The sequence below is a fragment of the Salipiger bermudensis genome (assembly GCF_017309175.1).
Lineage (GTDB): Bacteria > Pseudomonadota > Alphaproteobacteria > Rhodobacterales > Rhodobacteraceae > Salipiger > Salipiger bermudensis.
The window spans coordinates 112,203-138,001 of the sequence record NZ_JAEKJV010000001.1 but is presented as its reverse complement, the minus strand read 5'-3'; the positions used below and the strand labels follow the sequence as shown (position 1 = coordinate 138,001).

The 25,799-nt window shown below is 64.0% G+C and carries 23 protein-coding genes and 1 tRNA gene; 6 read left to right on the top strand and 18 right to left on the bottom strand.

The annotated features are described in order from the left end of the window. Positions 1 to 7: 7 nt before the first annotated feature. The 3 genes from fusA to rpsL are packed head-to-tail and all read right to left on the bottom strand — an operon-like array spanning position 8 to position 3,007. Positions 8 to 2,131 carry an elongation factor G gene (gene fusA / locus JF542_RS00620; RefSeq protein WP_007792797.1) on the bottom strand — a complete coding sequence of 708 codons (2,124 nt, stop codon included), beginning with the start codon at positions 2,129 to 2,131 and terminating at the stop codon, positions 8 to 10. Positions 2,132 to 2,152: 21 nt separating this feature from the next. Then, entirely contained in the window at positions 2,153 to 2,623 is a 471-nt protein-coding gene (gene rpsG / locus JF542_RS00615) for a 30S ribosomal protein S7 (RefSeq protein ID WP_007792799.1), read from the bottom strand. A 12-nt stretch (positions 2,624 to 2,635) separates the two neighbouring features. Continuing rightward, the gene (gene rpsL / locus JF542_RS00610; protein ID WP_007118826.1) at positions 2,636 to 3,007 is read right to left on the bottom strand and encodes a 30S ribosomal protein S12; all 372 of its coding nucleotides are present in this window, start codon (positions 3,005 to 3,007) and stop codon (positions 2,636 to 2,638) included. Between the two features lie 369 nt (positions 3,008 to 3,376). Between rpsL and JF542_RS00605 the strand changes: the two genes are divergently transcribed. Then, a complete protein-coding gene (locus JF542_RS00605; RefSeq protein ID WP_207074362.1) occupies positions 3,377 to 4,177 on the top strand; it encodes a glycosyltransferase in 801 nt (266 codons plus the stop codon). On the opposite strand, the gene JF542_RS00600 is transcribed toward JF542_RS00605, so the two are convergent. From JF542_RS00600 to rplJ, 5 genes are all read right to left on the bottom strand, one after another. Next, positions 4,153 to 5,058, bottom strand: coding sequence for a DMT family transporter (locus JF542_RS00600; protein ID WP_040545013.1), 906 nt, complete (start codon positions 5,056 to 5,058; stop codon positions 4,153 to 4,155). The genes JF542_RS00605 and JF542_RS00600 overlap by 25 nt on opposite strands. 148 nt (positions 5,059 to 5,206) lie before the next feature. Then, positions 5,207 to 9,463, bottom strand: a complete 4,257-nt coding sequence (gene rpoC, locus JF542_RS00595; RefSeq protein ID WP_207074360.1) for a DNA-directed RNA polymerase subunit beta' — start codon at positions 9,461 to 9,463, stop codon at positions 5,207 to 5,209. Between the two features lie 96 nt (positions 9,464 to 9,559). Beyond that, positions 9,560 to 13,696, bottom strand: a complete 4,137-nt coding sequence (gene rpoB, locus JF542_RS00590; protein ID WP_007792829.1) for a DNA-directed RNA polymerase subunit beta — start codon at positions 13,694 to 13,696, stop codon at positions 9,560 to 9,562. Between the two features lie 259 nt (positions 13,697 to 13,955). Next, positions 13,956 to 14,336 carry a 50S ribosomal protein L7/L12 gene (gene rplL, locus JF542_RS00585; RefSeq protein ID WP_007792832.1) on the bottom strand — a complete coding sequence of 127 codons (381 nt, stop codon included), beginning with the start codon at positions 14,334 to 14,336 and terminating at the stop codon, positions 13,956 to 13,958. Between the two features lie 74 nt (positions 14,337 to 14,410). Next, positions 14,411 to 14,929: a 50S ribosomal protein L10 gene (gene rplJ / locus JF542_RS00580; protein ID WP_207074359.1), complete on the bottom strand. Its 519-nt coding sequence runs from the start codon at positions 14,927 to 14,929 to the stop codon at positions 14,411 to 14,413. A gap of 507 nt (positions 14,930 to 15,436) precedes the next feature. Between rplJ and JF542_RS00575 the strand changes: the two genes are divergently transcribed. After that, positions 15,437 to 15,697, top strand: coding sequence for a DUF2798 domain-containing protein (locus JF542_RS00575; protein WP_207074358.1), 261 nt, complete (start codon positions 15,437 to 15,439; stop codon positions 15,695 to 15,697). Positions 15,698 to 15,808: 111 nt separating this feature from the next. On the opposite strand, the gene rplA is transcribed toward JF542_RS00575, so the two are convergent. The 4 genes from rplA to secE form a co-directional block, all read right to left on the bottom strand. Further along, positions 15,809 to 16,510, bottom strand: coding sequence for a 50S ribosomal protein L1 (rplA, locus tag JF542_RS00570; RefSeq protein WP_007792841.1), 702 nt, complete (start codon positions 16,508 to 16,510; stop codon positions 15,809 to 15,811). A gap of 1 nt (position 16,511) precedes the next feature. Then, positions 16,512 to 16,961, bottom strand: a complete 450-nt coding sequence (gene rplK / locus JF542_RS00565; protein ID WP_007792844.1) for a 50S ribosomal protein L11 — start codon at positions 16,959 to 16,961, stop codon at positions 16,512 to 16,514. Positions 16,962 to 17,104: 143 nt separating this feature from the next. Beyond that, positions 17,105 to 17,638: a transcription termination/antitermination protein NusG gene (nusG, locus tag JF542_RS00560; RefSeq protein WP_007792846.1), complete on the bottom strand. Its 534-nt coding sequence runs from the start codon at positions 17,636 to 17,638 to the stop codon at positions 17,105 to 17,107. 221 nt (positions 17,639 to 17,859) lie between these two features. Beyond that, complete coding sequence (secE, locus tag JF542_RS00555; protein ID WP_007792848.1) at positions 17,860 to 18,051, bottom strand: preprotein translocase subunit SecE; 192 nt, start codon at positions 18,049 to 18,051, stop codon at positions 17,860 to 17,862. Positions 18,052 to 18,412: 361 nt separating this feature from the next. Between secE and JF542_RS00550 the strand changes: the two genes are divergently transcribed. After that, on the top strand, positions 18,413 to 18,970 hold the full coding sequence (locus JF542_RS00550) for a hypothetical protein (protein WP_207074357.1): 558 nt from the start codon (positions 18,413 to 18,415) through the stop codon (positions 18,968 to 18,970). Positions 18,971 to 19,244: 274 nt separating this feature from the next. Here JF542_RS00550 and JF542_RS00545 read toward each other — a convergent pair. Together JF542_RS00545 and JF542_RS00540 are read right to left on the bottom strand one after the other, a co-directional pair. After that, positions 19,245 to 19,320: transfer RNA gene (locus JF542_RS00545), tRNA-Trp, on the bottom strand. A 56-nt stretch (positions 19,321 to 19,376) separates the two neighbouring features. Beyond that, complete coding sequence (locus JF542_RS00540; protein WP_207074356.1) at positions 19,377 to 20,369, bottom strand: zinc transporter ZntB; 993 nt, start codon at positions 20,367 to 20,369, stop codon at positions 19,377 to 19,379. Between the two features lie 377 nt (positions 20,370 to 20,746). Between JF542_RS00540 and JF542_RS00535 the strand changes: the two genes are divergently transcribed. Continuing rightward, positions 20,747 to 20,995 (top strand): hypothetical protein, encoded by a 249-nt coding sequence (locus JF542_RS00535; protein WP_007792855.1) that lies wholly within the window; start codon positions 20,747 to 20,749, stop codon positions 20,993 to 20,995. 141 nt (positions 20,996 to 21,136) lie between these two features. Here the strand turns inward: JF542_RS00535 and tuf are convergent, their stop codons facing one another. Continuing rightward, positions 21,137 to 22,312: an elongation factor Tu gene (tuf, locus tag JF542_RS00530; RefSeq protein ID WP_007792858.1), complete on the bottom strand. Its 1,176-nt coding sequence runs from the start codon at positions 22,310 to 22,312 to the stop codon at positions 21,137 to 21,139. Positions 22,313 to 22,543: 231 nt separating this feature from the next. Next, positions 22,544 to 23,194: a hypothetical protein gene (locus JF542_RS00525; RefSeq protein ID WP_207074355.1), complete on the bottom strand. Its 651-nt coding sequence runs from the start codon at positions 23,192 to 23,194 to the stop codon at positions 22,544 to 22,546. 218 nt (positions 23,195 to 23,412) lie between these two features. Between JF542_RS00525 and JF542_RS00520 the strand changes: the two genes are divergently transcribed. Then, a complete protein-coding gene (locus JF542_RS00520) occupies positions 23,413 to 23,961 on the top strand; it encodes a hypothetical protein (RefSeq protein ID WP_242533535.1) in 549 nt (182 codons plus the stop codon). Positions 23,962 to 23,979: 18 nt separating this feature from the next. Here the strand turns inward: JF542_RS00520 and JF542_RS00515 are convergent, their stop codons facing one another. After that, positions 23,980 to 24,387: a universal stress protein gene (locus JF542_RS00515; protein ID WP_207074354.1), complete on the bottom strand. Its 408-nt coding sequence runs from the start codon at positions 24,385 to 24,387 to the stop codon at positions 23,980 to 23,982. 297 nt (positions 24,388 to 24,684) lie between these two features. On the opposite strand from JF542_RS00515, the gene JF542_RS00510 reads away from it, so the two are divergent. Then, positions 24,685 to 25,380 (top strand): winged helix-turn-helix domain-containing protein, encoded by a 696-nt coding sequence (locus JF542_RS00510; protein WP_207074353.1) that lies wholly within the window; start codon positions 24,685 to 24,687, stop codon positions 25,378 to 25,380. A gap of 61 nt (positions 25,381 to 25,441) precedes the next feature. On the opposite strand, the gene JF542_RS00505 is transcribed toward JF542_RS00510, so the two are convergent. Continuing rightward, the gene (locus JF542_RS00505; RefSeq protein ID WP_207074352.1) at positions 25,442 to 25,792 is read right to left on the bottom strand and encodes an antibiotic biosynthesis monooxygenase family protein; all 351 of its coding nucleotides are present in this window, start codon (positions 25,790 to 25,792) and stop codon (positions 25,442 to 25,444) included. Between the last annotated feature and the right edge of the window lie 7 nt (positions 25,793 to 25,799).

Sequence of the window (25,799 nt, the reverse complement as noted above, 5' to 3'; positions counted from 1 at the left end):
ACCCGGCTTATGCGTACTTGGACTGGATCTCGTCAGAGATGTTCTGCGGAACCGGATCGTAGTGGTCGAACTGCATCGTGAACTGCGCGCGGCCCGAGGACATGGAGCGCAGGGTGTTGATGTAGCCGAACATGTTGGCCAGCGGCACGAAGGCCTGGATCGCCACGGCGTTGCCGCGCGGCTCCTGACCGGACACCTGACCGCGACGGGAGGTGAGGTCACCAATGATCGAACCGGTGTACTCTTCCGGGGTCACGACCTCGACCTTCATCATCGGCTCGAGCAGCTTCGCACCGGCCTTGCGCAGACCTTCGCGCATGGCCATCCGCGACGCGATTTCGAAGGCCAGAACCGAGGAGTCCACGTCGTGGAACTTACCGTCGATCAGTGCGACCTTGAAGTCGATCACCGGGAAGCCTGCCAGCGGACCGGAGTCCATGACCGACTTGATGCCCTTCTCGACGCCCGGGATGTATTCCTTCGGAACCGAACCACCGACGATCTTGCTCTCGAACGAGTAGCCTTCGCCCGGCTCTGTGGGGCTGATGACCAGCTTCACCTCGGCGAACTGACCCGAACCACCCGACTGCTTCTTGTGGGTGTAGGTGTGCTCGATCTCGTGACCGATGGTCTCGCGATAAGCCACCTGCGGGGCACCGATGTTCGCCTCGACCTTGAACTCCCGCTTGAGGCGGTCGACGAGGATGTCGAGGTGAAGTTCGCCCATGCCCTTCATGATTGTCTGACCGGACTCGAGGTCGGTCTCGACGCGGAAGGACGGGTCCTCGGCCGCCAGACGCTGCAGGCCTGCGGACATCTTCTCCTGGTCAGCCTTGGTCTTCGGCTCGACGGCGATCTCGATGACCGGGTCGGGGAAGGTCATGGTTTCCAGGACGACCTGCTTGTTCGCATCGCACAGGGTGTCACCGGTGGTGGTTTCCTTCAGGCCCGCGATGGCGATGATGTCGCCCGAACCTGCCCAGTCGATCTCTTCCCGGCTGTTGGAGTGCATCATCATCATACGACCGATGCGCTCTTTCTTGCCCTTGGTCGAGTTGATGATGCTGCTGCCCTTCTCGAGAAGGCCCGAGTAGATACGGGTGAAGGTCAGCGAGCCCACGAACGGGTCGTTCATGATCTTGAACGCGAGGCCGGCAAACGGCTCTTCGTCGCCGGGGCGACGTTCGATGTTGCGCGTCTCGGTCTCGTCGTCCGGCGAGAAGCCCATGTAGGGCGGCACGTCGAGCGGACCCGGCAGGAAGTCGACCACGCCGTTGAGCAGGGGCTGAACACCCTTGTTCTTGAACGCGGAGCCACCCAGAACCGGCACGAAGGACAGGTTGAGCGTGCCCTTGCGGATCAGGTCGCGCAGCTGCTCGATCGACGGCTCTTCGCCTTCGAGATACGCTTCCATCGCGTCGTCGTCCTGCTCGACGGCGTTCTCGATCATGTGCGAGCGCCACTCGTCGGCCAGGTCCTTGAGGTCGTCACGGATCGGCTGGCGCACCCAGGAGGCGCCCAGGTCTTCACCCTGCCAGACCCACTCTTCCATCGTGATCAGGTCGACGATGCCCTCGAGCTTGTCTTCTGCACCGATCGGGAAGTTGACCGGAACGGGGGTCGCGCCGGTGCGGTCCTTGATCATCTTCACGCAGTTGAAGAAGTCGGCACCGATCTTGTCCATCTTGTTGACGAACACGATACGCGGGACCTTGTAGCGGTCGGCCTGACGCCAGACGGTCTCGGTCTGCGGCTCGACGCCGGCGTTGCCGTCCAGAAGGCAGATGGCACCGTCGAGAACCGCCAGCGAACGCTCCACCTCGATGGTGAAGTCGACGTGACCGGGGGTGTCGATGATGTTGTAGCGGAACTTGGTGTCCGACGTGCCTTCGGCGGTCGGATCTTCCTGCCACTGCCAGAACGTGGTGGTGGCGGCGGAAGTGATGGTGATCCCGCGTTCCTGCTCCTGCTCCATCCAGTCCATCGTGGCTGCGCCGTCGTGGACTTCGCCGATCTTGTGGGAACGGCCGGTGTAGTAGAGAATGCGCTCCGTCGTCGTGGTCTTGCCCGCATCGATGTGGGCCATGATCCCGAAGTTACGGTAACGCTCCAGCGGATAATCGCGTGCCATGATGGACTGCCTTTCCTGGATTTACCAGCGGTAGTGGCTGAACGCCTTGTTCGCGTCGGCCATCTTGTGAGTGTCTTCGCGCTTCTTCACGGCGGAACCGCGAGATTGCACAGCGTCCAGAAGCTCACCGGCGAGGCGCTCTTCCATGGTGTTCTCGTTGCGCGAACGCGACGCGGTGATGAGCCAGCGGATGGCCAGCGCTTCGCGACGCTCGGGGCGCACTTCGACGGGCACCTGGTAGGTGGCACCACCGACGCGGCGCGAGCGGACCTCGACCGACGGTTTGATGTTGTCGAGCGCTTCGTGGAACACTTCCACGGGCGCGCGCTTCACCTTGCCTTCGACGCGGTCGAGCGCGTTGTAGACGATCTTTTCTGCGACCGACTTCTTACCATCGACCATCAGGTTGTTCATGAACTTGGTCAGCACGATATCGCCATACTTGGCGTCGGGCAGGACTTCGCGCTTCTCTGCAGCGTGACGACGAGACATTTCCGTATCCTCTTACTTGGGACGCTTCGCGCCGTACTTCGAGCGACGCTGCTTCCGGTCCTTGACACCCTGGGTATCCAGCACACCGCGCAGGATGTGGTAACGCACACCGGGAAGGTCTTTCACACGGCCGCCACGGATGAGCACAACCGAGTGCTCTTGCAGGTTGTGGCTTTCGCCCGGAATGTAGCTGATCACCTCGAAGCCGTTGGTCAGGCGCACCTTGGCCACTTTCCGCATAGCGGAGTTCGGCTTCTTGGGGGTGGTGGTGTAGACGCGGGTGCAGACGCCACGCTTCTGCGGGCATTCCTGCAGGTGCATCGACTTGGAACGTTTGACTTTGGGCTGCCGCGGCTTGCGGATCAGCTGCTGGATCGTGGGCATTTGGGTATCTTCCCCGTGTTTCTCACATATGTGCTGCACGGGGCGTCCCGTGCGGTTCATCATTCAAGGCGCCCTGCGCGTCCGCAGGTCACCGGCGACGCATCTCCCCTGACCCGACAGTCAGAGACGACGCAAAGCACCGCATGCGCTCCCGTAAGGGAACGACGCGGTGGGTGTCCAGAGGATCGGGGCCGAGGCCCGGATCGTGACCGCTTCAGTACTGTAGAACGCACCGGACGCACTGATGCCTCCGGCGAATTGAGGCGCGTATAGGGGGAGTCGCGAGCCTTGTCAACATAAGCCGAACCTTGTCAGGGCAAAGCGGCAATGCGATGCAGGTCAGGGGCTTGTTTCAGAGGAGCGTGGGCGATGCAAGTGATCGGGCTGTGCCGGTTTTCCTATCCGGCCGAGGGTGGTTTCCAGGTCGAACACGACGATACCGCCACCCGCGAGGCCTATCTCTTCGCCCCGGCCCGCCTCGAGGAGCGCTTCCGCCACTTCGAGGCGATCTGCCTGCCGGGGCTGAAAGCCCAGAGCGATCCCGACTTCACCTTCCTCGTGCTGGTGGGCACCTCGCTGCCCCCAGCCGCGCGCGAGAGGCTCGAGGCGCTGCTTGAGGGGCTCCCGCAGGCGTGCATCGTGGCCCGCCCTCCGGGCCCCCACCGGGCGGTCTGCCAGGAGGTCATAAACGCCGCCCGGGACATGGCCGAGCCCTGCCTGCAGTTCCGCCATGACGACGACGACGCGGTGGCGGTGGACTTCGTGGCCACCCTGCGCGAGGCGGCGCGTGACGTTGCGTCGTTGCGCGCCAAGCATCGGCTCGTGGGCTTCGACTGGAACCGTGGCTACGTCGCCCGACCCGATGCGGAGGGGATCTGCGCCGAGGAAACGGTCACCCCCTACTGGGGCGTGGCCGAGGCGATGGCGGTGGCCCCGGGCGTGAAACGGAGCACGATGAATTTCGGGCACAACAAGATCATGCGCTTCATGCCCACGGTAACCTTCACCGACCGGCCGATGTATGTGCGCGGCCACAATGAGCACAACGACTCGCGGCAGAAGAAGCACGTGAAGCCGGTCGCCCTGCCCCGGCTCGACGGCGACGGAGAGGCGCTGTTCCGAGAGCGCTTTGCCATCGATGCCGATCAGGTGCGCCGGATCTTTGCCTGAGCCATGGCGCGGCGCCGCAGCTGGCCCTCGCGCCAGAGGTTGAAGCTGCCGGTCGCGACGATGATCGCCGCGCCGATCAGGGTGAGCGGCACCGGCCAGTCTCCGAACACCAGCAGCCCGACCGCCAGCGCGATCAGCAGCCCGGTATATCGGAACGGTGCGACGAAGCTCATCTCGCCCACCCGCATCACGATCACCGACAGGCTGTAGCCGGCAATGATGAAGAGGGTGGTGCCGGCCAACAGCAGTCCCAGCCGGGGCGTGATCGGTTCCCACGCCTGCCCCAGCGACATGGTCAGCGCGAAGAGGAACACCGCCACCGAGGAGACCAGCGTGACGGTCAGCGACGGCACCGCAGGTGACATCCGGCGGGTGACCAGATCCCGCAGCGTCACGAAGGCCACCGCGACCAGTGCGAAAATCGAGTAGAGGTTGAAGCCCTCTGTGCCCGGTCGCACGATCAGCAGCATGCCTGCAAAGCCCGCCGCGATGGCGAGCCAGCGTCGCCAGCCCACCCTCTCGCCGAAGAACACCGCAGAGCCCAGCGTCAGGGTCAGCGGCAACATCTGGAGAAGCGCCGTCACGTTGGCCAGCGGCATCTGGCGCAGAGCGGTGAGGAAGAAATAGGTCGAGCACACCTCGGCCACCGCGCGGGTCAGCACCAGCGCCCAATCGCGGCGCGGCAGGTCGAAGCGTAGCGCGTTCAGGCGCCACGCAAGAAGCGCGATGAAAAGGCTTGCAAAGAAGCCGCGGATCACCAGCAGCTGCGACAGCGAGATCGCCTCGCCGATCGCCTTCACGCAGGTGTCGCCCAGCGTGAAGGCCGCCATCGAGGCCATCATCAAGAGCGCGCCGCGGGTGTTGTCTGAAAGCTGTGCCATGCCTTGATCGGTAGACCCGTCGCAGCGATCCGCCAAGAACATTCCGTTCGCCCACGTATGATTTTCCTGGGCCGCAGAATGGGGCCGGCAAATACGAAAAAGCCCCCGCGCGGGGCGGGGGCTTTTCATTGTCAGCGAGAGGCGAGGTTTACTCGCGGCTCTCCGGCGTATCTACGACCAGGTTGTCGAACTCGTCGCCACCGATCACGTCGTTGCCCGAGAACTCGGCATCCGGGGCCGCGAGGGCCGCGGCGGCTTCCGCCTCGGCCTTCTTGACCTCGATCACCTTGCCGTCGCGGTCGGTCGCGATCTTGCGCACCCGCTGGGTCGCGCCACCGGTGCCCGCCGGGATCAGGCGGCCCACGATGACGTTCTCCTTGAGGCCCACGAGCTTGTCCTTCTTGCCCTGCACCGAGGCTTCGGTGAGGACCCGGGTGGTCTCCTGGAAGGAGGCCGCCGAGATGAAGGAGCGCGTCTGCAGCGACGCCTTGGTGATGCCGAGAAGGATCGGTTCGCCCTGTGCCGGACGGCCGCCCTTCTTCTCGATCTTGGCGTTGGCCGCGTCGAACTCGGCCTTGTCCACGTGCTCGCCCTTGAGAAGGGTCGTGTCGCCGCTGTCGGTGATCTCCCACTTCTGCAGCATCTGCCGGACGATGACCTCGACGTGCTTGTCGTTGATCTTCACGCCCTGCAGTCGATACACGTCCTGCACCTCGTCGATCATGTAGTTGGCCAGCGCCTCGATCCCCATGATGGCGAGGATGTCGTGCGGCGCCGGGTTGCCGTCCATGATGTAGTCGCCCTTCTGGACATAGTCGCCCTCGACCACAGGAATGTGCTTCCCTTTCGGGATCATGTATTCCTTGGTGTCGAGCGTGTCGTCGACGGGCTCGATCGCGATACGGCGCTTGTTCTTGTAGTCCTTGCCAAAGCGCACGTAGCCGTCGATCTCGGCGATGATCGCGTGGTCCTTCGGACGGCGTGCCTCGAAGAGTTCGGCCACACGCGGCAGACCACCGGTGATGTCCTTCGTCTTCGCACCTTCGCGCGGGATACGCGCCACGACGTCACCGGCCTTGATCTCCTGACCGTCTTCGCAGGACAGGATCGCGTCCACCGACATCGGGTAGGTGATCGGGTTGCCGGCCGCGTTGCGGACGGGCTCGCCGTCGCCATCCATCAGGATGATCTCGGGCTTGAGCTCGTTGCCCTTCGGTGCCGCACGCCAGTCGATCACGATCTTCTGGGTCATGCCGGTGGCATCGTCGGTCTCGTCGCGCACGGCAAGGCCGTTCACGAGGTCGACGTGACGGGCCACACCATCGGCTTCCGCGATGATCGGCAGGGTGTACGGGTCCCACTCGAAGAGCTTGGCGCCACGTTCAATGGTCTCGCCTTCCTTGACGAAGAGCTTGGTGCCGTAGCCCAGCTTGTGGCTGGCGCGCTCGGCCCCATCCTCGCCCTGGATGATGAGCTTCATGTTGCGGCCCATCACCAGCGTCTCGCCGGAGGTGTTCTCCAGCGTAGAGGCGTTCTCGAAGGCGATGATGCCTTCCTGGCTCGCCTCGAGGAAGGACTGCTGACCACCCTGGGCAACGCCGCCGATGTGGAAGGTCCGCATCGTCAGCTGCGTGCCCGGTTCACCGATCGACTGTGCCGCGATGATGCCGACGGCCTCGCCGGTGTTCACCATCGTGCCGCGCGCAAGGTCACGGCCGTAGCACATGGCGCAGACGCCCTCTTCGGCCTCACAGGTCAGCGGCGAGCGGATCCGCGCGGTCTGCACCGCCGCATCCTCGATGGCATCCGCCATGCGCTCGTCGATGAGCTGACCGTCGCGAACCAGAACCTCTTCGGTGCCGGGGCGCATGATGTCCTCGGCCGCGACGCGACCCAGGATACGCTCACCGATGCTCGACACGACCTCACCGTCGTTGACCGCCGCTTCCGCGGTGATCGCACGGTCGGTGCCGCAGTCGCGCATGCGCACGATGCAGTCCTGCGCCACGTCCACCAGACGACGGGTCAGGTAACCCGAGTTCGCCGTCTTCAGAGCGGTGTCCGACAGACCCTTACGGGCACCGTGGGTCGAGTTGAAGTACTCGAGAACGGTCAGGCCTTCCTTGAAGTTCGAGATGATCGGGGTCTCGATGATGTCGCCGTTCGGCTTCGCCATCAGGCCGCGCATCCCGCCCAGCTGCTTCATCTGCGTGACCGAGCCACGGGCACCGGAGTGGGCCATCATGTAGACCGAGTTGGGTTCCATCTCGGAGCCATCCTCGGCGCGCTTGGCGGCCGAGATGGTGTTCATCATGGCGTCGGTGACCTTGTCGTTACACTTCGACCAGGCGTCCACGACCTTGTTGTACTTCTCGCCCTGGGTGATCAGGCCGTCCATGTACTGCTGTTCGAAGTCCTTCACCTGATCGCGGGTTTCCTCGACCAGATCCCACTTCGTGTCGGGGATGACCATGTCGTCCTTGCCGAACGAGATGCCCGCCTTGAAGGCCTCCTTGAAGCCCATCGACATGATCTGGTCACAGAAGATGACCGACTCCTTCTGACCGCAATAGCGGTAGACGGTGTCGATGACGCGCTGGACGTCCTTCTTCCGCAACAGGCTGTTGACGAGGTCGAACGGCGCCTTGGCGTTCATCGGCAGCAGCGCGCCGAGGCGCACGCGACCGGGGGTGGTCTCGTAGCGCTTGACGATCTCCTGGCCGGTCTCGTCGATCTGCTTGACGCGGCAGGTGATCTTGGCGTGCAGGTGCACTTCGCCGGCGGTGAGCGCGTGCTCGACCTCTTCGATGTTCGAGAACACCATGCCCTCGCCCTTCATGCCTTCACGCATGATGGTGAGGTAGTAGAGGCCGAGGATCATGTCCTGCGACGGCACGATGATCGGGCTGCCGTTTGCGGGCGACAGCACGTTGTTCGTGGACATCATCAGGACGCGCGCCTCGAGCTGCGCTTCCAGCGACAGCGGCACGTGAACGGCCATCTGGTCCCCGTCGAAGTCGGCGTTGAAGGCCGAACACACGAGCGGGTGAAGCTGGATCGCCTTGCCCTCGATGAGCTGGGGTTCGAACGCCTGGATACCAAGACGGTGCAGCGTGGGCGCGCGGTTCAGCAGAACCGGGTGCTCGCGGATGACCTCGTCGAGGATATCCCAGACCTCGGGACGCTCTTTCTCGACCAGCTTCTTCGCCTGCTTCACGGTGCTCGACAGGCCCTTGGCTTCGAGCCGCGAGTAGATGAACGGCTTGAACAGCTCGAGCGCCATCTTCTTGGGCAGGCCACACTGGTGCAGCTTGAGCTCCGGACCGGTCACGATGACCGAACGGCCCGAGAAGTCGACGCGCTTGCCGAGAAGGTTCTGACGGAAGCGACCCTGCTTGCCCTTGAGCATGTCGGAGAGCGACTTCAGCGGGCGCTTGTTGGCGCCGGTGATGACGCGGCCACGGCGACCGTTGTCGAACAGGGCGTCGACGGCTTCCTGCAGCATCCGCTTTTCGTTGCGGACGATGATGTCCGGCGCGCGCAGTTCGATCAGCCGCTTGAGGCGGTTGTTCCGGTTGATCACGCGGCGGTACAGGTCGTTGAGGTCGGAGGTCGCGAAGCGGCCACCGTCCAGCGGCACCAGCGGGCGCAGTTCCGGCGGAATGACCGGGATCACGGTGAGGATCATCCACTCGGGGCGGTTGCCCGACTCGAGGAAGCTCTCAACCACCTTGAGGCGCTTGATGATCTTCTTCGGCTTGAGCTCGCCGGTGGCTTCCTTGAGGTCCGCGCGCAGCTGCTCGGCCTCGGCTTCGAGGTCGATCTGGGCCAGCATCTCGCGGATCGCCTCGGCGCCGATATTGGCGGTGAAGGCGTCCATGCCATAGGCGTCCTGCGCATCGAGGAACTCGTCCTCGGTGAGCATCTGGCCGTAGGTCAGGTCGGTGAGACCGGGCTCGATCACCACGTAGTTCTCGAAGTAGAGCACGCGCTCGAGGTCACGCAGGGTCATGTCCAGCATGAGGCCGATGCGCGACGGCAGCGACTTCAGGAACCAGATATGGGCGCAGGGCGCGGCCAGCTCGATGTGGCCCATGCGCTCGCGGCGCACCTTCTGGAGGGTAACCTCGACGCCGCACTTTTCGCAGACGACGCCGCGATACTTCATGCGCTTGTACTTGCCGCACAGGCACTCGTAGTCCTTGATCGGGCCGAAGATGCGCGCGCAGAAGAGGCCGTCACGCTCGGGCTTGAACGTGCGGTAGTTGATCGTCTCGGGCTTCTTGATCTCGCCGTAGGACCACGAGAGGATCCGCTCGGGCGAAGCGAGCGACACCTTGATCTCGTCGAAGACCTTGGGCGGGGTCAGCGGGTTGAACGGGTTGTTCGTCAGTTCCTGGTTCATGTCAAAACCTTTGTGTCATGGCTGCGTCGGGAGAGGGCCCAAGATTTTTCGGACGAAAAATCTTGGGCGGAAGAATTTTCGGAGGAAAATTCTTCGTCACTCCTCCCCTTCCGCGTCCAGGAGTTCCATGTTCAGGCCGAGGCCGCGGACTTCCTTCACGAGCACGTTGAAGCTCTCGGGAACGCCCGCCTCGTAGTTGTCCTCGCCCTTGACGATGCTTTCGTAGACCTTGGTCCGGCCCGCCACGTCATCCGACTTCACGGTCAGCATTTCCTGCAGGGTGTAGGCGGCGCCATAGGCTTCCAGAGCCCAGACTTCCATCTCACCGAAGCGCTGGCCACCGAACTGCGCCTTACCACCCAGCGGCTGCTGCGTGACGAGCGAGTACGGCCCGGTCGAACGTGCGTGGATCTTGTCGTCGACAAGGTGGTGCAGCTTCAGCAGGTACTTCACACCCACCGTGACCTTCCGCGCAAACTCTTCGCCGGTGCGACCGTCGAACAGGCGCGACTGGCCCGAAGTGTCGAAGCCGGCACGCGACAGCGCGTCGTTGACATCCGCTTCCTTGGCGCCGTCGAAGACCGGGGTCGCGATCGGCACGCCACGGGTGACGTTGCCTGCGGCTTCCACCAGCAGATCCTCTTCCATGTCGGCGATGCCCTCGTCGTAGACCTCGTCGCCATAGGCGATGCGCATGGCTTCGCGGACCGGCGTGAGGTCACCCGAGCGGCGGTAGTCCTGCAGAGCGTCGTCGATCTTGATGCCCAGGCCGCGCGAGGCCCAGCCCATGTGGGTTTCAAGGATCTGACCGACGTTCATGCGCGACGGCACGCCCAGCGGGTTGAGGCAGAAGTCGACCGGGGTGCCATCCTCGAGGAACGGCATGTCCTCCATCGGAACAACGCGGGAAATCACACCCTTGTTGCCGTGACGGCCGGCCATCTTGTCGCCCGGCTGCAGCTTGCGCTTCACCGCCACGAACACCTTGACCATCTTCATCACGCCCGGCGGCAGGTCGTCGCCACGACGGACCTTCTCGACCTTGTCCTCGAAGCGGGCATCGAGGGCGCGCTTCTGCGCCTCGTACTGCTCGTGCAGGGCCTCGACGATCTGCGCGTCCTGCTCTTCGGCGAGCGCCAGCTGCCACCACTGGCCGCGGCTGAGCGTCTCGAGCAGCTCGGAGGTGATCTCCGAGTTCGGCTTCACGCCTTTCGGGCCCTTCACCGCGGTCTTGCCGAGGATCAGGTCGCCGAGACGGGCATAGATGTTGCGGTCGAGGATGGCGAGCTCGTCGTCCCGGTCACGGGCCAGCTGCTCGACTTCCTCGCGCTCGATCTGCAGCGCACGTTCGTCCTTTTCGACGCCGTGACGGTTGAAGACCCGCACTTCCACGACGGTGCCGTAGTCGCCCGGCTTCACCCGCAGCGAGGTGTCGCGCACGTCCGAGGCCTTTTCGCCGAAGATGGCGCGCAGAAGCTTTTCTTCCGGCGTCATCGGGCTCTCGCCCTTCGGAGTGATCTTGCCCACGAGAATGTCGCCCGGCTCCACGTCGGCGCCGATATAGACGATGCCGGCCTCGTCGAGGTTGCGCAGGGCTTCCTCGCCGACGTTCGGGATGTCGCGGGTGATCTCTTCCGGCCCGAGCTTGGTGTCGCGGGCGGCGACTTCGAATTCCTCGATGTGGATCGAGGTGAAGACGTCGTCACGCGCGATGCGCTCGGAGATCAGGATGGAGTCCTCGTAGTTGTAGCCGTTCCACGGCATGAAGGCGACGATGACGTTCTTGCCGAGCGCCAGTTCCCCCATATCCGTCGACGGACCATCCGCGATGACCTCGCCCTTGCCGACCTTGTCACCCACCTTGATCAGCGGACGCTGGTTGATGCAGGTGTTCTGGTTCGAGCGCTGGAACTTGCGCATCCGGTAGATATCGACCCCGGCATCGCCAAGCTCGAGATCCTCGGTTGCGCGGATCACGATCCGCTGCGCGTCCACCTGGTCGACGATACCGGCGCGGTGTGCCTGGATGGCAGCGCCGGAGTCGATGGCGACCTTGCCCTCGATGCCGGTGCCCACGAGCGGCGCTTCCGAGCGCAGCGTCGGCACGGCCTGACGTTGCATGTTCGCCCCCATCAGAGCGCGGTTGGCGTCGTCGTTCTCGAGGAACGGGATCAGCGAGGCGCCGACCGAGACCAACTGCTTGGGCGACACGTCGATCAGGTCGACGCTTTCCGCCGGCGCGAGCGTGTAGTCACCGGACTGACGGGTGTTGACCATCTCGTTGATGAACTGGCCCCCCTCGTCGATGTTGGCGTTCGCCTGTGCAACCGTGTGGCGCATCTCCTCGGTGGCGGACATGTAGTGGACCTCGTCGGTCACCTGCTTGTCCTTCACCACCCGGTACGGGGTCTCGATGAAGCCATACTTGTTGACGCGGGCGAAGGTGGCCAGCGAGTTGATCAGACCGATGTTCGGGCCTTCCGGCGTCTCGATCGGGCACATCCGGCCGTAGTGGGTCGGGTGCACGTCGCGCACCTCGAAGCCGGCACGCTCACGGGTCAGACCGCCCGGCCCGAGCGCCGAAAGACGACGCTTGTGCGTCACTTCGGAGAGCGGGTTGGTCTGGTCCATGAACTGCGACAGCTGCGACGAGCCGAAGAATTCGCGCACTGCGGCCGCGGCGGGCTTCGCGTTGATCAGGTCCTGCGGCATGACGGTGTCGATCTCGACCGACGACATGCGCTCCTTGATAGCGCGCTCCATGCGCAGCAGACCGACGCGGTACTGGTTCTCCATCAGCTCGCCGACGGAACGGACGCGACGGTTGCCGAGGTGGTCGATGTCGTCGACTTCGCCCTTGCCGTCACGCAGTTCGACCAGCGCCTTGATGCACTTGACGATGTCGTCACGATCCAGCGTGCGCTGGGTGTCGGGCTTCTCGAGCGCGAGACGCATGTTCATCTTCACCCGGCCCACGGCCGAGAGGTCGTAGCGCTCGCTGTCGAAGAACAGGGTGTCGAACAGCGCCGAGGCAGCTTCGACGGTGGGCGGCTCGCCCGGACGCATGACGCGGTAGATGTCCATGAGCGCGCTGTTGCGGTCCATGTTCTTGTCCTGCGCCATGGTGTTCCGCATGTACGGACCCACGGTGACGTTGTCGATGTCGAGGACCGGGATCTCGGTGATGCCCGCGTCGACCAGCTCCTTGAGGGTGCCGCCGGTCACGTCGCCATCCTTGTCGACGGTCCAGGTCAGCTCGTCGCCGGCCTCGACGTAGATCGCGCCGGTTTCCTCGTTGATGATGTCCTTGGACACGTACTTGCCGACGATCTGGTCGAACGGAAGCAGCAGGTTCTGCACGTTGCCTTCGTCGATCAGCTTCTTCACCGCGCGCGGGGTCACCTTCTTGGTGGCCTCGGCGATGATCTCGCCGCTGTCGGCATCCACGAGGTCATAGGTCGGACGGGTGCCGCGCACACGCTCGGGGAAGAACTTGGTCACCCAGCCTTCGCCACGGCGCAGGTTGTAGGTGACGGTCTTGTAGTAAGCGTCCATGATCGCTTCCTGATCCAGCCCGAGGGCGTAGAGCAGGGTCGTGACCGGCAGCTTGCGGCGGCGGTCGATGCGGGCGAACACGATGTCCTTGGCGTCGAATTCGAAGTCGAGCCACGAGCCGCGGTAGGGGATGATGCGGCAGGCGAAGAGCAGCTTGCCCGAGCTGTGCGTCTTGCCCTTGTCATGGTCGAAGAACACGCCCGGCGAACGGTGCATCTGAGACACGATCACGCGCTCGGTGCCGTTCACGATGAACGTGCCGTTCGGGGTCATGAGCGGCATGTCGCCCATGAACACGTCCTGTTCCTTGATATCCTTCACCGACTTGGCGCCGGTGTCTTCGTCGATATCGAACACGATCAGGCGCAGGGTGACCTTCAGCGGGGCGCTGTAGGTCATGTCGCGCTGCATGCACTCCTCGACGTCGTATTTCGGCTTCTCGAGCTCGTAGCTGACGAACTCGAGCACCGCGGTCTCGTTGAAATCCTTGATCGGGAAAACCGACTGGAACACGCCTTTGATCCCCTCGCCGTCGGTCGGCTGGGGCTGGTCACCGGATTTCAGGAACAGTTCGTAGGAGCTCTTCTGAACCTCGATTAGGTTCGGCATCTCCAGAACTTCACGGATTTTACCGAAGTATTTGCGAAGACGTTTCTGGCCAAGGAAACTTTGCGCCATGAGGTTTGTCACCTTTTCAGCTTCTCACCGGTCGCGCGCGCTGTCGGGCACCAGCGGCACGTCCATCCGAGACGACGGTTCTGATCCATTCCTGGCCCCTGTCCCACCAAGGGCCTCCCGATCGGTGAACTCGTCTGAGAAAAGCCCCTCCCCCGCACGCCGGCAAGGGGCCTCTCTGAGACGGGTTCGGCTGGGCCCGGGAAACCCCGGACCCAGCCTGAAGTCACAATCACATGCAGTGCGAGCGCACCATGCGTGATTACTTGAGCTCGATTTCCGCGCCTGCTTCTTCGAGCTTCTTCTTGATTTCCTCGGCTTCGTCCTTGGAAACGCCTTCTTTGACAGCCTTGCCGCCGGCTTCCACCAGCTCTTTGGCTTCTTTCAGGCCGAGACCAGTGATGCCGCGGACTTCCTTGATCACGTTGATCTTCTTGTCGCCAGCCGACTTGAGGATCACGTCGAACTCGGTCTTTTCCTCTTCAGCAGCAGCTTCGCCGCCGCCGGCCGGGCCAGCCATCATGACAGCGCCGCCAGCTGCGGGCTCGATGCCGTACTCGTCCTTGAGGATGGTTTTCAGTTCTTGTGCTTCGAGCAGGGTCAGACCGACGATTTGCTCTGCAAGTGCTTTAAGATCAGCCATTTTGCCTTTTCCGTATCTTTAGATGTGTTCCAACGTGCGGGTCTGCAACCCCACGAGTGTCCTTTGACTGCGCGTTACGCCGCCTCGGCCTTTTCCTCGATGGAGGAAAGGATCGAAGCGATGTTCGAAGCAGGTGCGCCAATGGCGCCGGCGATGTTCGAAGCGGGTGCGCCGATGCAGCCGACGATGGAAGCAATAAGCTCATCGCGCGACGGCATTTTCGACACGGCCTCGACACCGGCCCGGTCCAGAGCCGTACCACCCATCGCACCGCCAAGAATCTCAAGCTTCTTGTTGTCCTTGGCGAAGTCCTCGATCACCTTGGCTGCCGCCACGGGATCTTCGGAATAGGTGAGAACGGTCATGCCTTCCAGGTAGGAGGAGATGCTCTCGCATTCCTTGCCCTGGAGGGCGATCTTGGCGAGCCTGTTCTTGGCGACGCGGACCTGCGTCTCAGCCGCGCTTGCGCGCGCCCGAAGATCCGTCATCTCGGCAACCGTGAGACCCTCGTAGCGGGATACCACCACGACGCCAGAGCTTTCGAAGATCTGGCCGAGTTCCTCGACCACTTTCTCTTTCTGGGCTCTATCCACAGTTTCACTCCAGTTGATGGAGGGGAGACCCCTCCGGCTCGTTCAAGCCAGGTTTCCCCGGCCAAGAAGGTCCGATTCGGGTCGTCGCATCGCGTCGCCGGAACACTTGTAAGATCCGGTTCGTATGTCTCTTCCCGTCTCAGGCAGGATTTATAGGATGCCTCCAACCCACCGTCTCGGACGAAATCGAGGGCGTCCACGAATCGCGCGGATGCCCTCAACAGCGGCTGAATACCGGTTTTGCCCGACCCTGCCAAGGGGCGCGGTGAAAAAGGTTCCGTCACGCTCGCGTGACACCGACACGGGCGTCCGGGCTTGACGCAGCCTCCTCCGGTCTTTAAGCGGCTAAGGCCGAAAAACGCCAGGCCGGTTCGGTTATCCCGGCCCTCGCATCCTCGCGAGAGTTAGTCGAGTTTCGAACCCGCGGCGCACACCCATTCCGGTGGGGTGCGCGAGCGCTGTTGCGAACGGTCTCCCGCCCCTGCCCTACATATGCAGAGAGCACGCATGACCGTTGTCAACGAAACACCCCCTACGAAAGCCACCGTCATTCTCGCGCAGGTCTTCATCTCCTGCCTCATGGCCCTCCTGATGACCGGGATCTTTACCGCCATCCCCGCGGCACTGGCGCCCGGCTGGGTCGGCATCTGGCTGACCCGCTTCGCGACCGCTTGGCCGATCGCCTTCGTCCTGTCGATGGCCGTCGGGCCGTTGTCCTTCTGGCTGGCGCGCCGCACGCAGCACCTGCTCGCGATGGCGCGGGGCTAGAGCCGCCGAACAGCGCACGGGGCGCGTAAGCGCCGCCCAAAAGAATAAGCCCCGAAAAAGAAAAAGGGCGGACCCGAAGGCCCGCCCTTTCCGATCAGATCAATCCGAAGATCACTCGACGCTGGCGGCGTTGGCCACGTCGACGGTCACGCCCGGGCCCATAGTGGAGCTGAGCGAGATCTTCTTCATGTAGGTGCCCTTGGCGCCGGTCGGCTTGGCCTTGGCAACCGCGCTCACGAAGGCGCGGATGTTCTCGACCAGCTGGGCCTCGTCGAACGAAGCCTTGCCGACGCCGGCATGAACCACACCGCCCTTTTCGGCGCGGAACTGGACCTGGCCACCCTTGGCGTCCTTGACGGCCTGGGCGACATCCATTGTCACAGTGCCGACCTTCGGGTTCGGCATCAGGTTGCGCGGGCCGAGGATCTTACCGAGACGGCCGACGATCGGCATCATGTCCGGGGTCGCGATGCAGCGATCGAACTCGATGGTGCCGCCCTGGATGGTCTCCATCAGGTCTTCGGCGCCCACGATGTCCGCACCGGCGGCCTGGGCTTCTTCAGCCTTCGGGCCACGGGCAAAGACGGCGACGCGCATGGTCTTGCCGGTGCCGTTCGGCAGGCCGATCACGCCACGGACCATCTGGTCTGCGTGACGGGTGTCGACGCCGAGGTTCATCGCGATTTCGACGGTCTCGTCGAACTTCGCGCTGGCAGCGGACTTGATCAGGGCGACGGCCTCTTCGACGGTCACGTCTTCCTTGCCTGCAAAGGCCTCACGGGCGGAGCGGGTGCGTTTTCCGAGCTTTGCCATCTTACTTCACCTCGATGCCCATGGACTTGGCGGAGCCAAGGATGATCTGCATTGCAGCTTCGACGTCGTTCGCGCTGAGGTCCTTCATCTTGGCCTCGGCGATCTCGCGCACCTGCTTGGTGGTGACGGTCGCAACGGTCTCGCGGCCCGGGTTCTCGGCACCACGCGGACGGTTCCGCTTGCCGACCGGCTTCAGGCCAGCCGCCTTCTTCAGGTAGTAAGACGCGGGCGGCGTCTTGATGTCCATCGTGAAGGACTTGTCCTGATAGTAGGTGATCACGGTCGGGCACGGCGCGCCGGGCTCCATTTCCTGCGTCTTGGCGTTGAACGCCTTGCAGAATTCCATGATGTTGATGCCACGCTGACCGAGGGCGGGGCCCACGGGCGGCGACGGGTTCGCTTTGCCTGCAGGGATCTGCAGCTTCATGACGCCGGCAAGCTTCTTGGCCATTGTCTTTCTCCTTTACAACACCCCTCGAACGCGTCCTCGGGGCTTTTGCGTTGCGTGGTCTGGTCCGGTCATCGCGATGACCTCGCCTGCCACGGTGAAACGGCATCTCTGCCGCGTGCGGCGGGCAATCCCGCCACCAATCCTCAGCCCTGCTTGGAGACCTGAGTGAATTCCAGTTCGACCGGGGTCTCCCGGCCGAAGATCGACACCGCGACGCGCAGACGCTGGTTGTCGTCGTCGACACTCTCGATCATGCCATCGAAGCCCTCGAACGGACCGTCGTTGACCTTGACCTTCTCGCCCACCTCGAAGTGGATGAGCGTGCGCGGCGCCTCGTCGCTTTCCTGAACGCGGCCCAGGATCGACTCGACCTCGGCATCGCGCATCGGCATCGGGCGGCCCTGCGGACCAAGGAACCCGGTGACGCGGTTGATCGAGTTCACCAGGTGATAGCCCTGGTCCGACATCTCCATGTGCACCAGCACGTAGCCGGGCATGAAGCGCCGCTCGGTGGTCACCTTCTTGCCGCGACGCACCTCGATGACCTCCTCGGTCGGAACGAGGACCTCATCGATCTGGTCCTCGAGCCCCTGCTCTTCGACAGACTGACGGATCTGCTCCGCGATCTTCTTCTCGAAGTTCGACAGAACACTGACCGAATACCACCGCTTCGCCATAGGGCCCCTCTTCCAACCTTGCGCCGGTCATCTCTGCCGGCAGTCTTTCGCGTCTACGCGACCGTTTTTCTCGCGAGGCGTTTGCGCCTCGGAACGGCCTCGCCCCAAACAAAAACCGGCGTGCAACTCGAATCGCTGCACGCCCGCCTGAGGAAAGTGTTCCGTCCCCTACCGCCCTGCCCGGCTGATTTCAAGGCCCGGCGGGCGGTTTCGCCCCGGCCTCAGCCGAAGAACGACAGAAGGCCCTGCAACCCGCTGCGGATCAGGATGTCGACGATCGCGAAGAAGCTCGCGGTCAGCGCCGCCATGATGAAGACGGTGACAGTGGTAAGCAGCACCTCGCGGCGGGTCGGCCAGACGATCTTGGCGACCTCGGCCCGGGTCTGCTGAATGAACTGAATGGGGTTGGCCATCGAGGGGTGCTTTCCGTTTGCATGCGGTTTTGGCGCATATACGAGGCTCCGCGCCCGCTGGCAAGGGCCCGACCGGGCGCCCGGGAGGTCACGAGACGCTCCCGGACGATCACGGCGCGGGCGCTCACTCTCACGAAAATCTGAGAAAATCCGCCACATCCGCACGCAACCAATCGACGCCCGGAGCGTTCGCGCGCTCGTCGGAGAAAACTTCAGGATGCCAGATGTTTGGACGATATTTTTTCGCCGCGGCTCGGCAGGAACCATTCCGTCTCGGCGGCGGTTGTTCAGTCACAATCGCAGGGCGCCACGCTCCGCACATCGAAAGTTTAAAAGTTCCACGAGACGAAAGGATCGTATCATGAAACGTCTTCTTACCGCTACCGCACTCGCCGCAACCATGGCAACCTCCGCTTTCGCAGCGTCCGACGCTGAGCGTGCAGCCATCACCATGTACTATCCGGATGCCAACTTCTCGGTCCTTTCCGATGATCAGGTCACCGAGATGTTCGCCGTCGCAAACAGCGGCAGCTCGGACACCCAGAAGCGTCAGGATATCGAAGCCATCGCAGCGATGGACAACCCAAGCCCGGCCTCCGCTGACGTCTCCGAGATGGACCTGACCGCCTATGTGCCGGAATGGCGCCTCAACGAGATGACCGACGCCGAGAAGCAGGAAGTCATCGCCCTGGTGGATCAGGACGACAACCCGGACAACGTTCGCGTCCAGCTCCTGAAGGACATGGAAAGTGCCGCACCGAACCTGACCACCGGTGAAATGCAGGCCGTGAAATCGGTTGCCCCCGACGCCGACCTTACCGTGCTGACGACCGAGCAGGTGAACGAGATCCGCGCAGCGATCTACGGTGCCGATGAAGACGCCGAGATGCGCAACAAGATCGAAGATGCTCTGTCGTAATCCGACTTCAGCGACAACATCGGGGCCGCGCCTTTTTGCGCGGCCCTTTTTTGTGCGCGCGGCCGGTCGGTTGGTCGCGCCGGCTAGACGCCGAGACGAAAAAGGGCCGACTGCAAAAGCAGCCAGCCCGAAGTCACCCTGAGACGATTTCCGAACGCCTCAATGGCTTACGATATAACATCACACACTCACGCCGGCAAGCACCATGTCGCCTGCCCGCCCGCAACGCAGACCGCTCGCACATGAGCCGATCATTATCCGTCAGTGAGGGAATTGGCAGGGGCAGCAGGGTTCGAACCCGCGACCTACGGTTTTGGAGACCGTCGCTCTACCAGCTGAGCTATACCCCTAAGGCCGGTGCCCCGTTTACGAGAGGCTCCACGGCTTTGCAAGCGGGAAAAGCACCTCAGATCCACCGCATTCTGCGCAGCACCGCAAGCTGCAGCGCGGCCACGATCACAAGTGCCCCCACAAAGAACCAGAAGGCCAGCGGTTCGCCGGTTCCGGGCAGGCCCGCGACGTTGATTCCGAACAATCCGGTGAGGAATCCAAGCGGCAGGAACACCGCTGAGAGAATCGACAGAAGGTACATGTTGCGGTTCAACCGCTCAGAGGCCTGGCCGTTAAGCTCGTCGCGCACCAGCGCCATTCGCTCGCGCATCGCGTCGGCGTCTTCGACCACCCTCTCCAGCGCGTCGAGTTCTTCTGCGAGGTGGCGCTGGTCGTCACTCTCGAGCCATGCAGGCTGCCCGGTCTGCAGCGCGCGCAGCGCGTCTCGCTGCGGCTGCAGGTAGCGGCGCAGGATGATCGCCTGCCGGCGCAGGTCGACCAGCGTCGCGCGCACCTCCGGCCCGGCTTCGTCGAGCACCGCCTCCTCGAGATCATCGGCAAGATCGTCGATCCCGTTCCAGTGCCGCTCGATGCGCTGGGTGAGCCGTTCGACCAGCGTCACGAGGAACTCGGCGCAGTCACAGGGGCCACGCCCATGGTCCAGTTCGGTCGCGATCTCCTCGATGGCGCGGACCTTGCGGCGGGCAAGACTCACGATGCGGTAAGGGTCGATCCACAACCGCACCGAAACCATGTCCTCGGGGTCCTGCCCCTCGATGGTGTTGATGCCCCGCAGAATGACGATCAGCCCGTCGCCGACGCGGGTCACCCTCGGACGCGTCTCCTCCGCGACCAGCGCGTCGATGATGGTGGGATCGAGGTAAGAGAGATTCTCGACGATCCAGGCGGGTGTGTCGGGATGCTGGGCGCGCAGATGGACCCAGCCCAACTCGTCGCTGCGCAGGACCTCCGACACCTCGGCCGCCGAGAGGGTCTGACTGTGGCGATTGCCCGCCAGGACAAAGGCGGACTGGATGACATCATCGGTGCGGGGGACAAGCTCGTTCATGGCAACAAAATTAGCCTCGGCCGGGGCTCTGGCAAGACAACATTGCGCGCCTACCCGCCCGACCCATTATGTGCATTTATTCACAACAGCTATCGCATCGCCGAAGTAGCGCTCAATTCGGCTCACAGCTCACGCAGCACTCGTCAAACGCGTGACCCGCTGTCAGCCAAGATCGCCAGGAACCATTAAGGTTTCAGCTCTTTAGACATGCTTATGGGACGCGTTCGCTCACGTTCAAGCGCACGAAGTCGCGAGGCGGCGTGAGCGTTGGCGTGATTTGAAACTGGCGGGTTTCCGACCGATATCTCACTCATCCGAAGCACGGATCACACGATCAACCGCACAAGATGTGCAGCAGAGAACCAAAGGAACCTGACATGAAACGCTTCATCACCCTCACCGCCGCCGCCATCACCACCGTTGCCGCCCTGTCCGGCGCCGCATCCGCCCAGGCGTACAACACCGGCGACAACGCCCGCGCCGCGCTCCAGCGCATTGCGCCGACGGCCAATGTCGAAGCCCTGACCAACTCGCAGGCGATCGCCGTGTACCAGCTGGTGCAGGACGAAAACAGCGCGGCCGACAAGAAAGCCAGCGTCGAGGCCGCGGTCCACAACTACCAGTAAGTCGCATTCTCCGGGAGCGCCGCGTCACGCGGCGCCCCCGGCAACGGCCACAGGCCCGACATGCAAAAGGGGCGCCCCTCGGGGCGCCCCTTTAAACGTTTCGAAAGGTCGCGCCGACGTGCGGCACGACCGGTCCGAAGATCACTCGATGATCTTGGAGACGACGCCGGAGCCGACGGTACGGCCGCCTTCGCGGATGGCGAAGCGGAGGCCGTCTTCCATGGCGATCGGGGCGATCAGCTCGACCGCGAACTTCAGGTTGTCGCCGGGCATGACCATCTCGGTGCCCTCGGGGAGCGTCACGGTGCCGGTCACGTCGGTGGTCCGGAAGTAGAACTGCGGACGGTAGTTCGCGAAGAACGGCGTGTGACGGCCACCTTCTTCCTTGGTCAGGATGTAGACCTCGGCTTCGAACTTGGTGTGCGGCTTGACCGAACCCGGCTTGCAGAGAACCTGGCCACGCTCGACGCCTTCACGGTCGATGCCGCGCAGCAGCGCGCCGATGTTGTCGCCGGCTTCACCGCGATCGAGCAGCTTGCGGAACATCTCGACACCGGTGCAGGTGGTCTTCTTGGTGTCGCGGATGCCGACGATTTCCAGTTCGTCGCCGACGTTCACGACGCCACGCTCGACACGACCGGTCACAACGGTGCCGCGGCCCGAGATCGAGAACACGTCTTCGATCGGCATCAGGAACGGCTGGTCGACAGCGCGCTCGGGCTGCGGGATGTACTCGTCCACGGCAGCCATCAGTTCCTTGATCTTGTTCTCGCCGATTTCCGGATCACGGCCTTCCATCGCCGCGAGAGCGGAGCCCGCGATGATCGGAATGTCGTCGCCCGGGAAGTCGTACTCGGAGAGCAGCTCGCGGACTTCCATCTCGACGAGCTCGAGGAGCTCCTCGTCGTCCACCTGGTCGACCTTGTTGAGGAACACGACCATGGCGGGGATGCCCACCTGGCGGCCCAGCAGGATGTGCTCGCGGGTCTGCGGCATCGGGCCGTCAGCTGCGTTCACAACCAGGATCGCGCCGTCCATCTGGGCAGCACCGGTGATCATGTTCTTCACGTAGTCGGCGTGGCCGGGGCAGTCGACGTGCGCGTAGTGACGGTTCTCGGTCTCGTACTCCACGTGCGCGGTCGAGATCGTGATGCCGCGGGCTTTCTCTTCCGGCGCGCCGTCGATCTGATCGTAGGCGCGGAAGTCACCGAAGTACTTCGTGATCGCCGCCGTCAGCGTCGTCTTGCCGTGGTCAACGTGACCGATCGTGCCGATGTTGCAGTGCGGTTTGCCGCGCTCAAACTTTTCCTTTGCCATCTTTCTAAGACGCCTCGCCTTTTCCAGGGGCCCCAAATGACCCGGTTTCGCATCGCGGGCCGTTTATTGGCTTGCAGAGGGAAAATCAAGCCGTTCATGCACGGATGGGCACGGGCCCGCCCGGCCGCGCCCCGAGGGACACGGCCAGACGGGCCGGAAGCACAAGCCCTTGTGATCGCGGGTTTTCAGGAAAGCACGCCGCGCCGGGCATTGCCGCGCCGCGGCGACGCCTCAGGAGGCGGCCTCTTGCGACGTCTCCGTCGCAGGGTCCGCGTCCGCCTCGGGCTCTGCCGCAGGCTCGGGCGAGGCGGCGGGCGCGGCAGCGGGCGGGTTGGCGTCGGGGCCGCCGAACCAGCCCTCGTCCTCCTGCATGCGCCGCATCCATTTCTCGATCTGCAGCGCCGCGTTGGCGGAGAGGTTGCGCATCTGCTGCGCCTTGGTCTGGGTGACGCCCGAACCCACCACGGTCTCGGCGGTGAAGCTCTCGAGCACGGTGAACTGCTCGGGCTCGGCGTTGAGCTTGCTCTGGGTGGCGTCGTCCCACACGGTCACCCGCAGGATGAGCGCCGATTTCGGGCTGAACACCAGCGGCACGCCCGGCTGGGCCAGCACGAACCCCTCGACGCTGATGCCCATGTGGTAGAACTTGTCGCCCTCGTAGCGGCGGAAGCGCTCTTCAATGGCGGCGTCGACCGAGGCGATCCATTCCTCCTCGGTGGCGTTGCGCGAGACCGGCCCCTCGACAAGGTTCGGCGCCACCACGGCGGCGTGGCCAAGCTTGAAATCCCCGATCGGCTCAAGCGGCTCATCGAGCTGGGATTGGCCGTTGGCGCAGGCCGCGAGGCCAAGAACGAGGCCGAGGGCGGGGATCAGGCGAAACATGTTCTGGCTCCGGTCGTCACGTCAGGTCGGACCGGCTTAGCCCAGCGGGGCCCCGCGCGCAATCGTGCCCCCCGATGCCAGCCGCGATGCAGCGCGATCACGGCGGCGTCATCGCGGGCACGGCGCGGCTTGCCATCCCGGGCGGCTTTGCGGACACTCGGCCCCGACCCAAGCAACGATCCGGCCCGACATTGCCCCTCCCCAGACAACTGACCACAATGCTTTTCCTGAGTGTCACGCTCTTCGTGGCCGCCTGCGCGACACAGCGCCCCGAGGATCTCCCGCGCCCGACCGAGGCCGATATCTCGGCGCTTGCCGACGAGATCCACGCCCTCGATCCCGGCATCGACGCCGGCGAGGCGGCGCGGGCGGCGGCCATCGCCTATGAGTACCCGCTGCGGCTCGCGGTGGAGTACCAGGTCGAGGATCCGCCGATCATTCACAACATCAAGGTCAACCAAGGCCTCAAGCCCCGCGGCCTGTGCTACCAGTGGGCCGACGATCTGCAGGCGCGGCTGGCACAGGAAGGGTTCGAGACGCTCGAACTGCAGCGTGCCATCGCCAACTCGCAAAGCGCCATCCGCATCGAGCACAGCACCGTCGTGGTCACCGCGCCGGGCGACAGCATGTACGAGGGCATCGTGCTCGACCCGTGGCGCAATGGCGGCCAGCTCTTCTGGGGCGCCGTCACCGAGGACGACGCCTATCCGTGGCTGCCGCGGCAGGACGTCTTCGCCCGCAAGCGGGCGCTGCTGGCGGCGCGCTGACCGCGCCGCCCCAATGCCTCAGCGCAGCACGTGGACCGCGCATTTGGCGTGGCGCACCACCTGCGTCGCGGTCGACCCCATGAGCATGTCGCCCATGCCCGGCCGGTGCGAGGCGATGACGATCAGATCGGAACCGGTTTCCTCGGCATAGTCGAGGATGGTGCGGCCGGAGTGGCCCTCGACCACGATCCCCGAGGCATGGCCAAGCTTGGCGGCCATCGCGTCAAGCTCGGACTGCACCGCCGCGCGCGACTGCGCGAGGTAATCGGGCGGCATGTAGCTGATTGCGTAGCCCGGAATATGCTCCATGACGTGCAGCAGGGTGATGGTGCTGTCGTCGCCGGCGAGTTGACGGGCGACGGCCACCGCCGCCTCGGCCTTGGCGTCACTGTCGAATGCGATCGGGACAAGGATATTGGTGTACATGCGCGGCCTCCTTCAAAGATTCTGCGTCGAGTTTGCGCTATCCAAAGGGGCTATGCCTTGATCCATATCACCCTCACCCGGCCCGGTTCCGATCACAATTCGGTCGCAATCTGACCGTAGCGTCTCGGGTGCAGGCCGCAGAACGCGCCACATCGACCGAACCTCAGCGCCAGATCCCCGAAACCGCCGGATCTTTCGCTGACCGCGCCGATGCCCCGCAGCGCAGCAGCCGTTTCCCGCCGCGCCGACCGATCCACAAAGTCGATCCCGAACGAGCCTGAGCGAGGAGAGTCCCACATGCGCTACCTGATTGGTGAAACGAACTGGAAGATGGTCACCCTGTCCGAGGCCGTGGCCGATAGCGGGTTGCTGCGGACAAGCTGCGAGGCCGGCGAAGAGCTTGCCGATTTCCACCGCATGGGTCAGCATGACCTGCTGGTGCTCGAGGCCTCCCAGCTTGGCCGCCACGTGAGCCTTGCCGACCTGCGCGCCCAGAGACCGGACGTGCCGATCTGCCTGATCGCCTCCGCCCCTGCCCCCGAACGCATCGCACATTGGCTGATGGCCGGGGCCGATGCGGTGATCGAGGACACCGCCGCCCTGCCCGAGGCACTGGCGCGCCTTTCCGCCGTTGCGCGCCGCGCCCATGGCGTCGCCCACCCGCTGGTCGAGCGCGGACCGCTGCTGCTCGATCTCGAGCGGCGGCGCGCGCACCTCGGCGAGGTCACGCTGTCCCTCTCGCCCAAGCTCTACGAAATTCTCGAGTTCCTCGTGCTGCGCCCGGGCCGGCTGGCCGCCCGCGACGCGCTTCTGGGCCATGTCTACGGGTTCGAGAACGAGCCGGCGCCAAGGGTCTTCGACGTCTACATGTGCAACCTTCGCGCGCATCTGCAAAGCGTCGGCCCGGCCCTGAAGATCGAGACGGTGCGCGGGGCGGGATACCGGCTCGAGGTGAACGAGCGCCGCAAGGACGCCCGTCCGCTGGCTGCCTGATCACGGGTTGCCTGATCACGGGCCGCCTGATCATGAGCCGCAGCGACTCGCGCCGCCCGCGTCAGCCGTAGGTCGCCGCCACGTCATACAGCACCGGCTCGAAGCTGCGGCACAGCGCGTTGAAACGGCGATTGTGCTCGCGCATCTCCTCGCTGCGCAGCATGGCCTGAAAGTCCTCGCGACTCTGCCACTGCGAGTAGTTGGCGATGCGGGTCTGGGCGTCATTGACGTGCAGGCCCGCGGCGATGAAGCCGGGCTGTTTCGAGATGAAGCCCGCATAGGCCTCCTCCAACGCATCGAGCAGGTCCTGGCAGGTGCCGGGCGAGGTCTCGAAGGTGGTGATGACGGTCTGGCAGGGGCTCGGGCTGGTGATGTCTGGCCCAGTAATCTTTGGCCCTGTGATCTTTGGCATGTGTCTC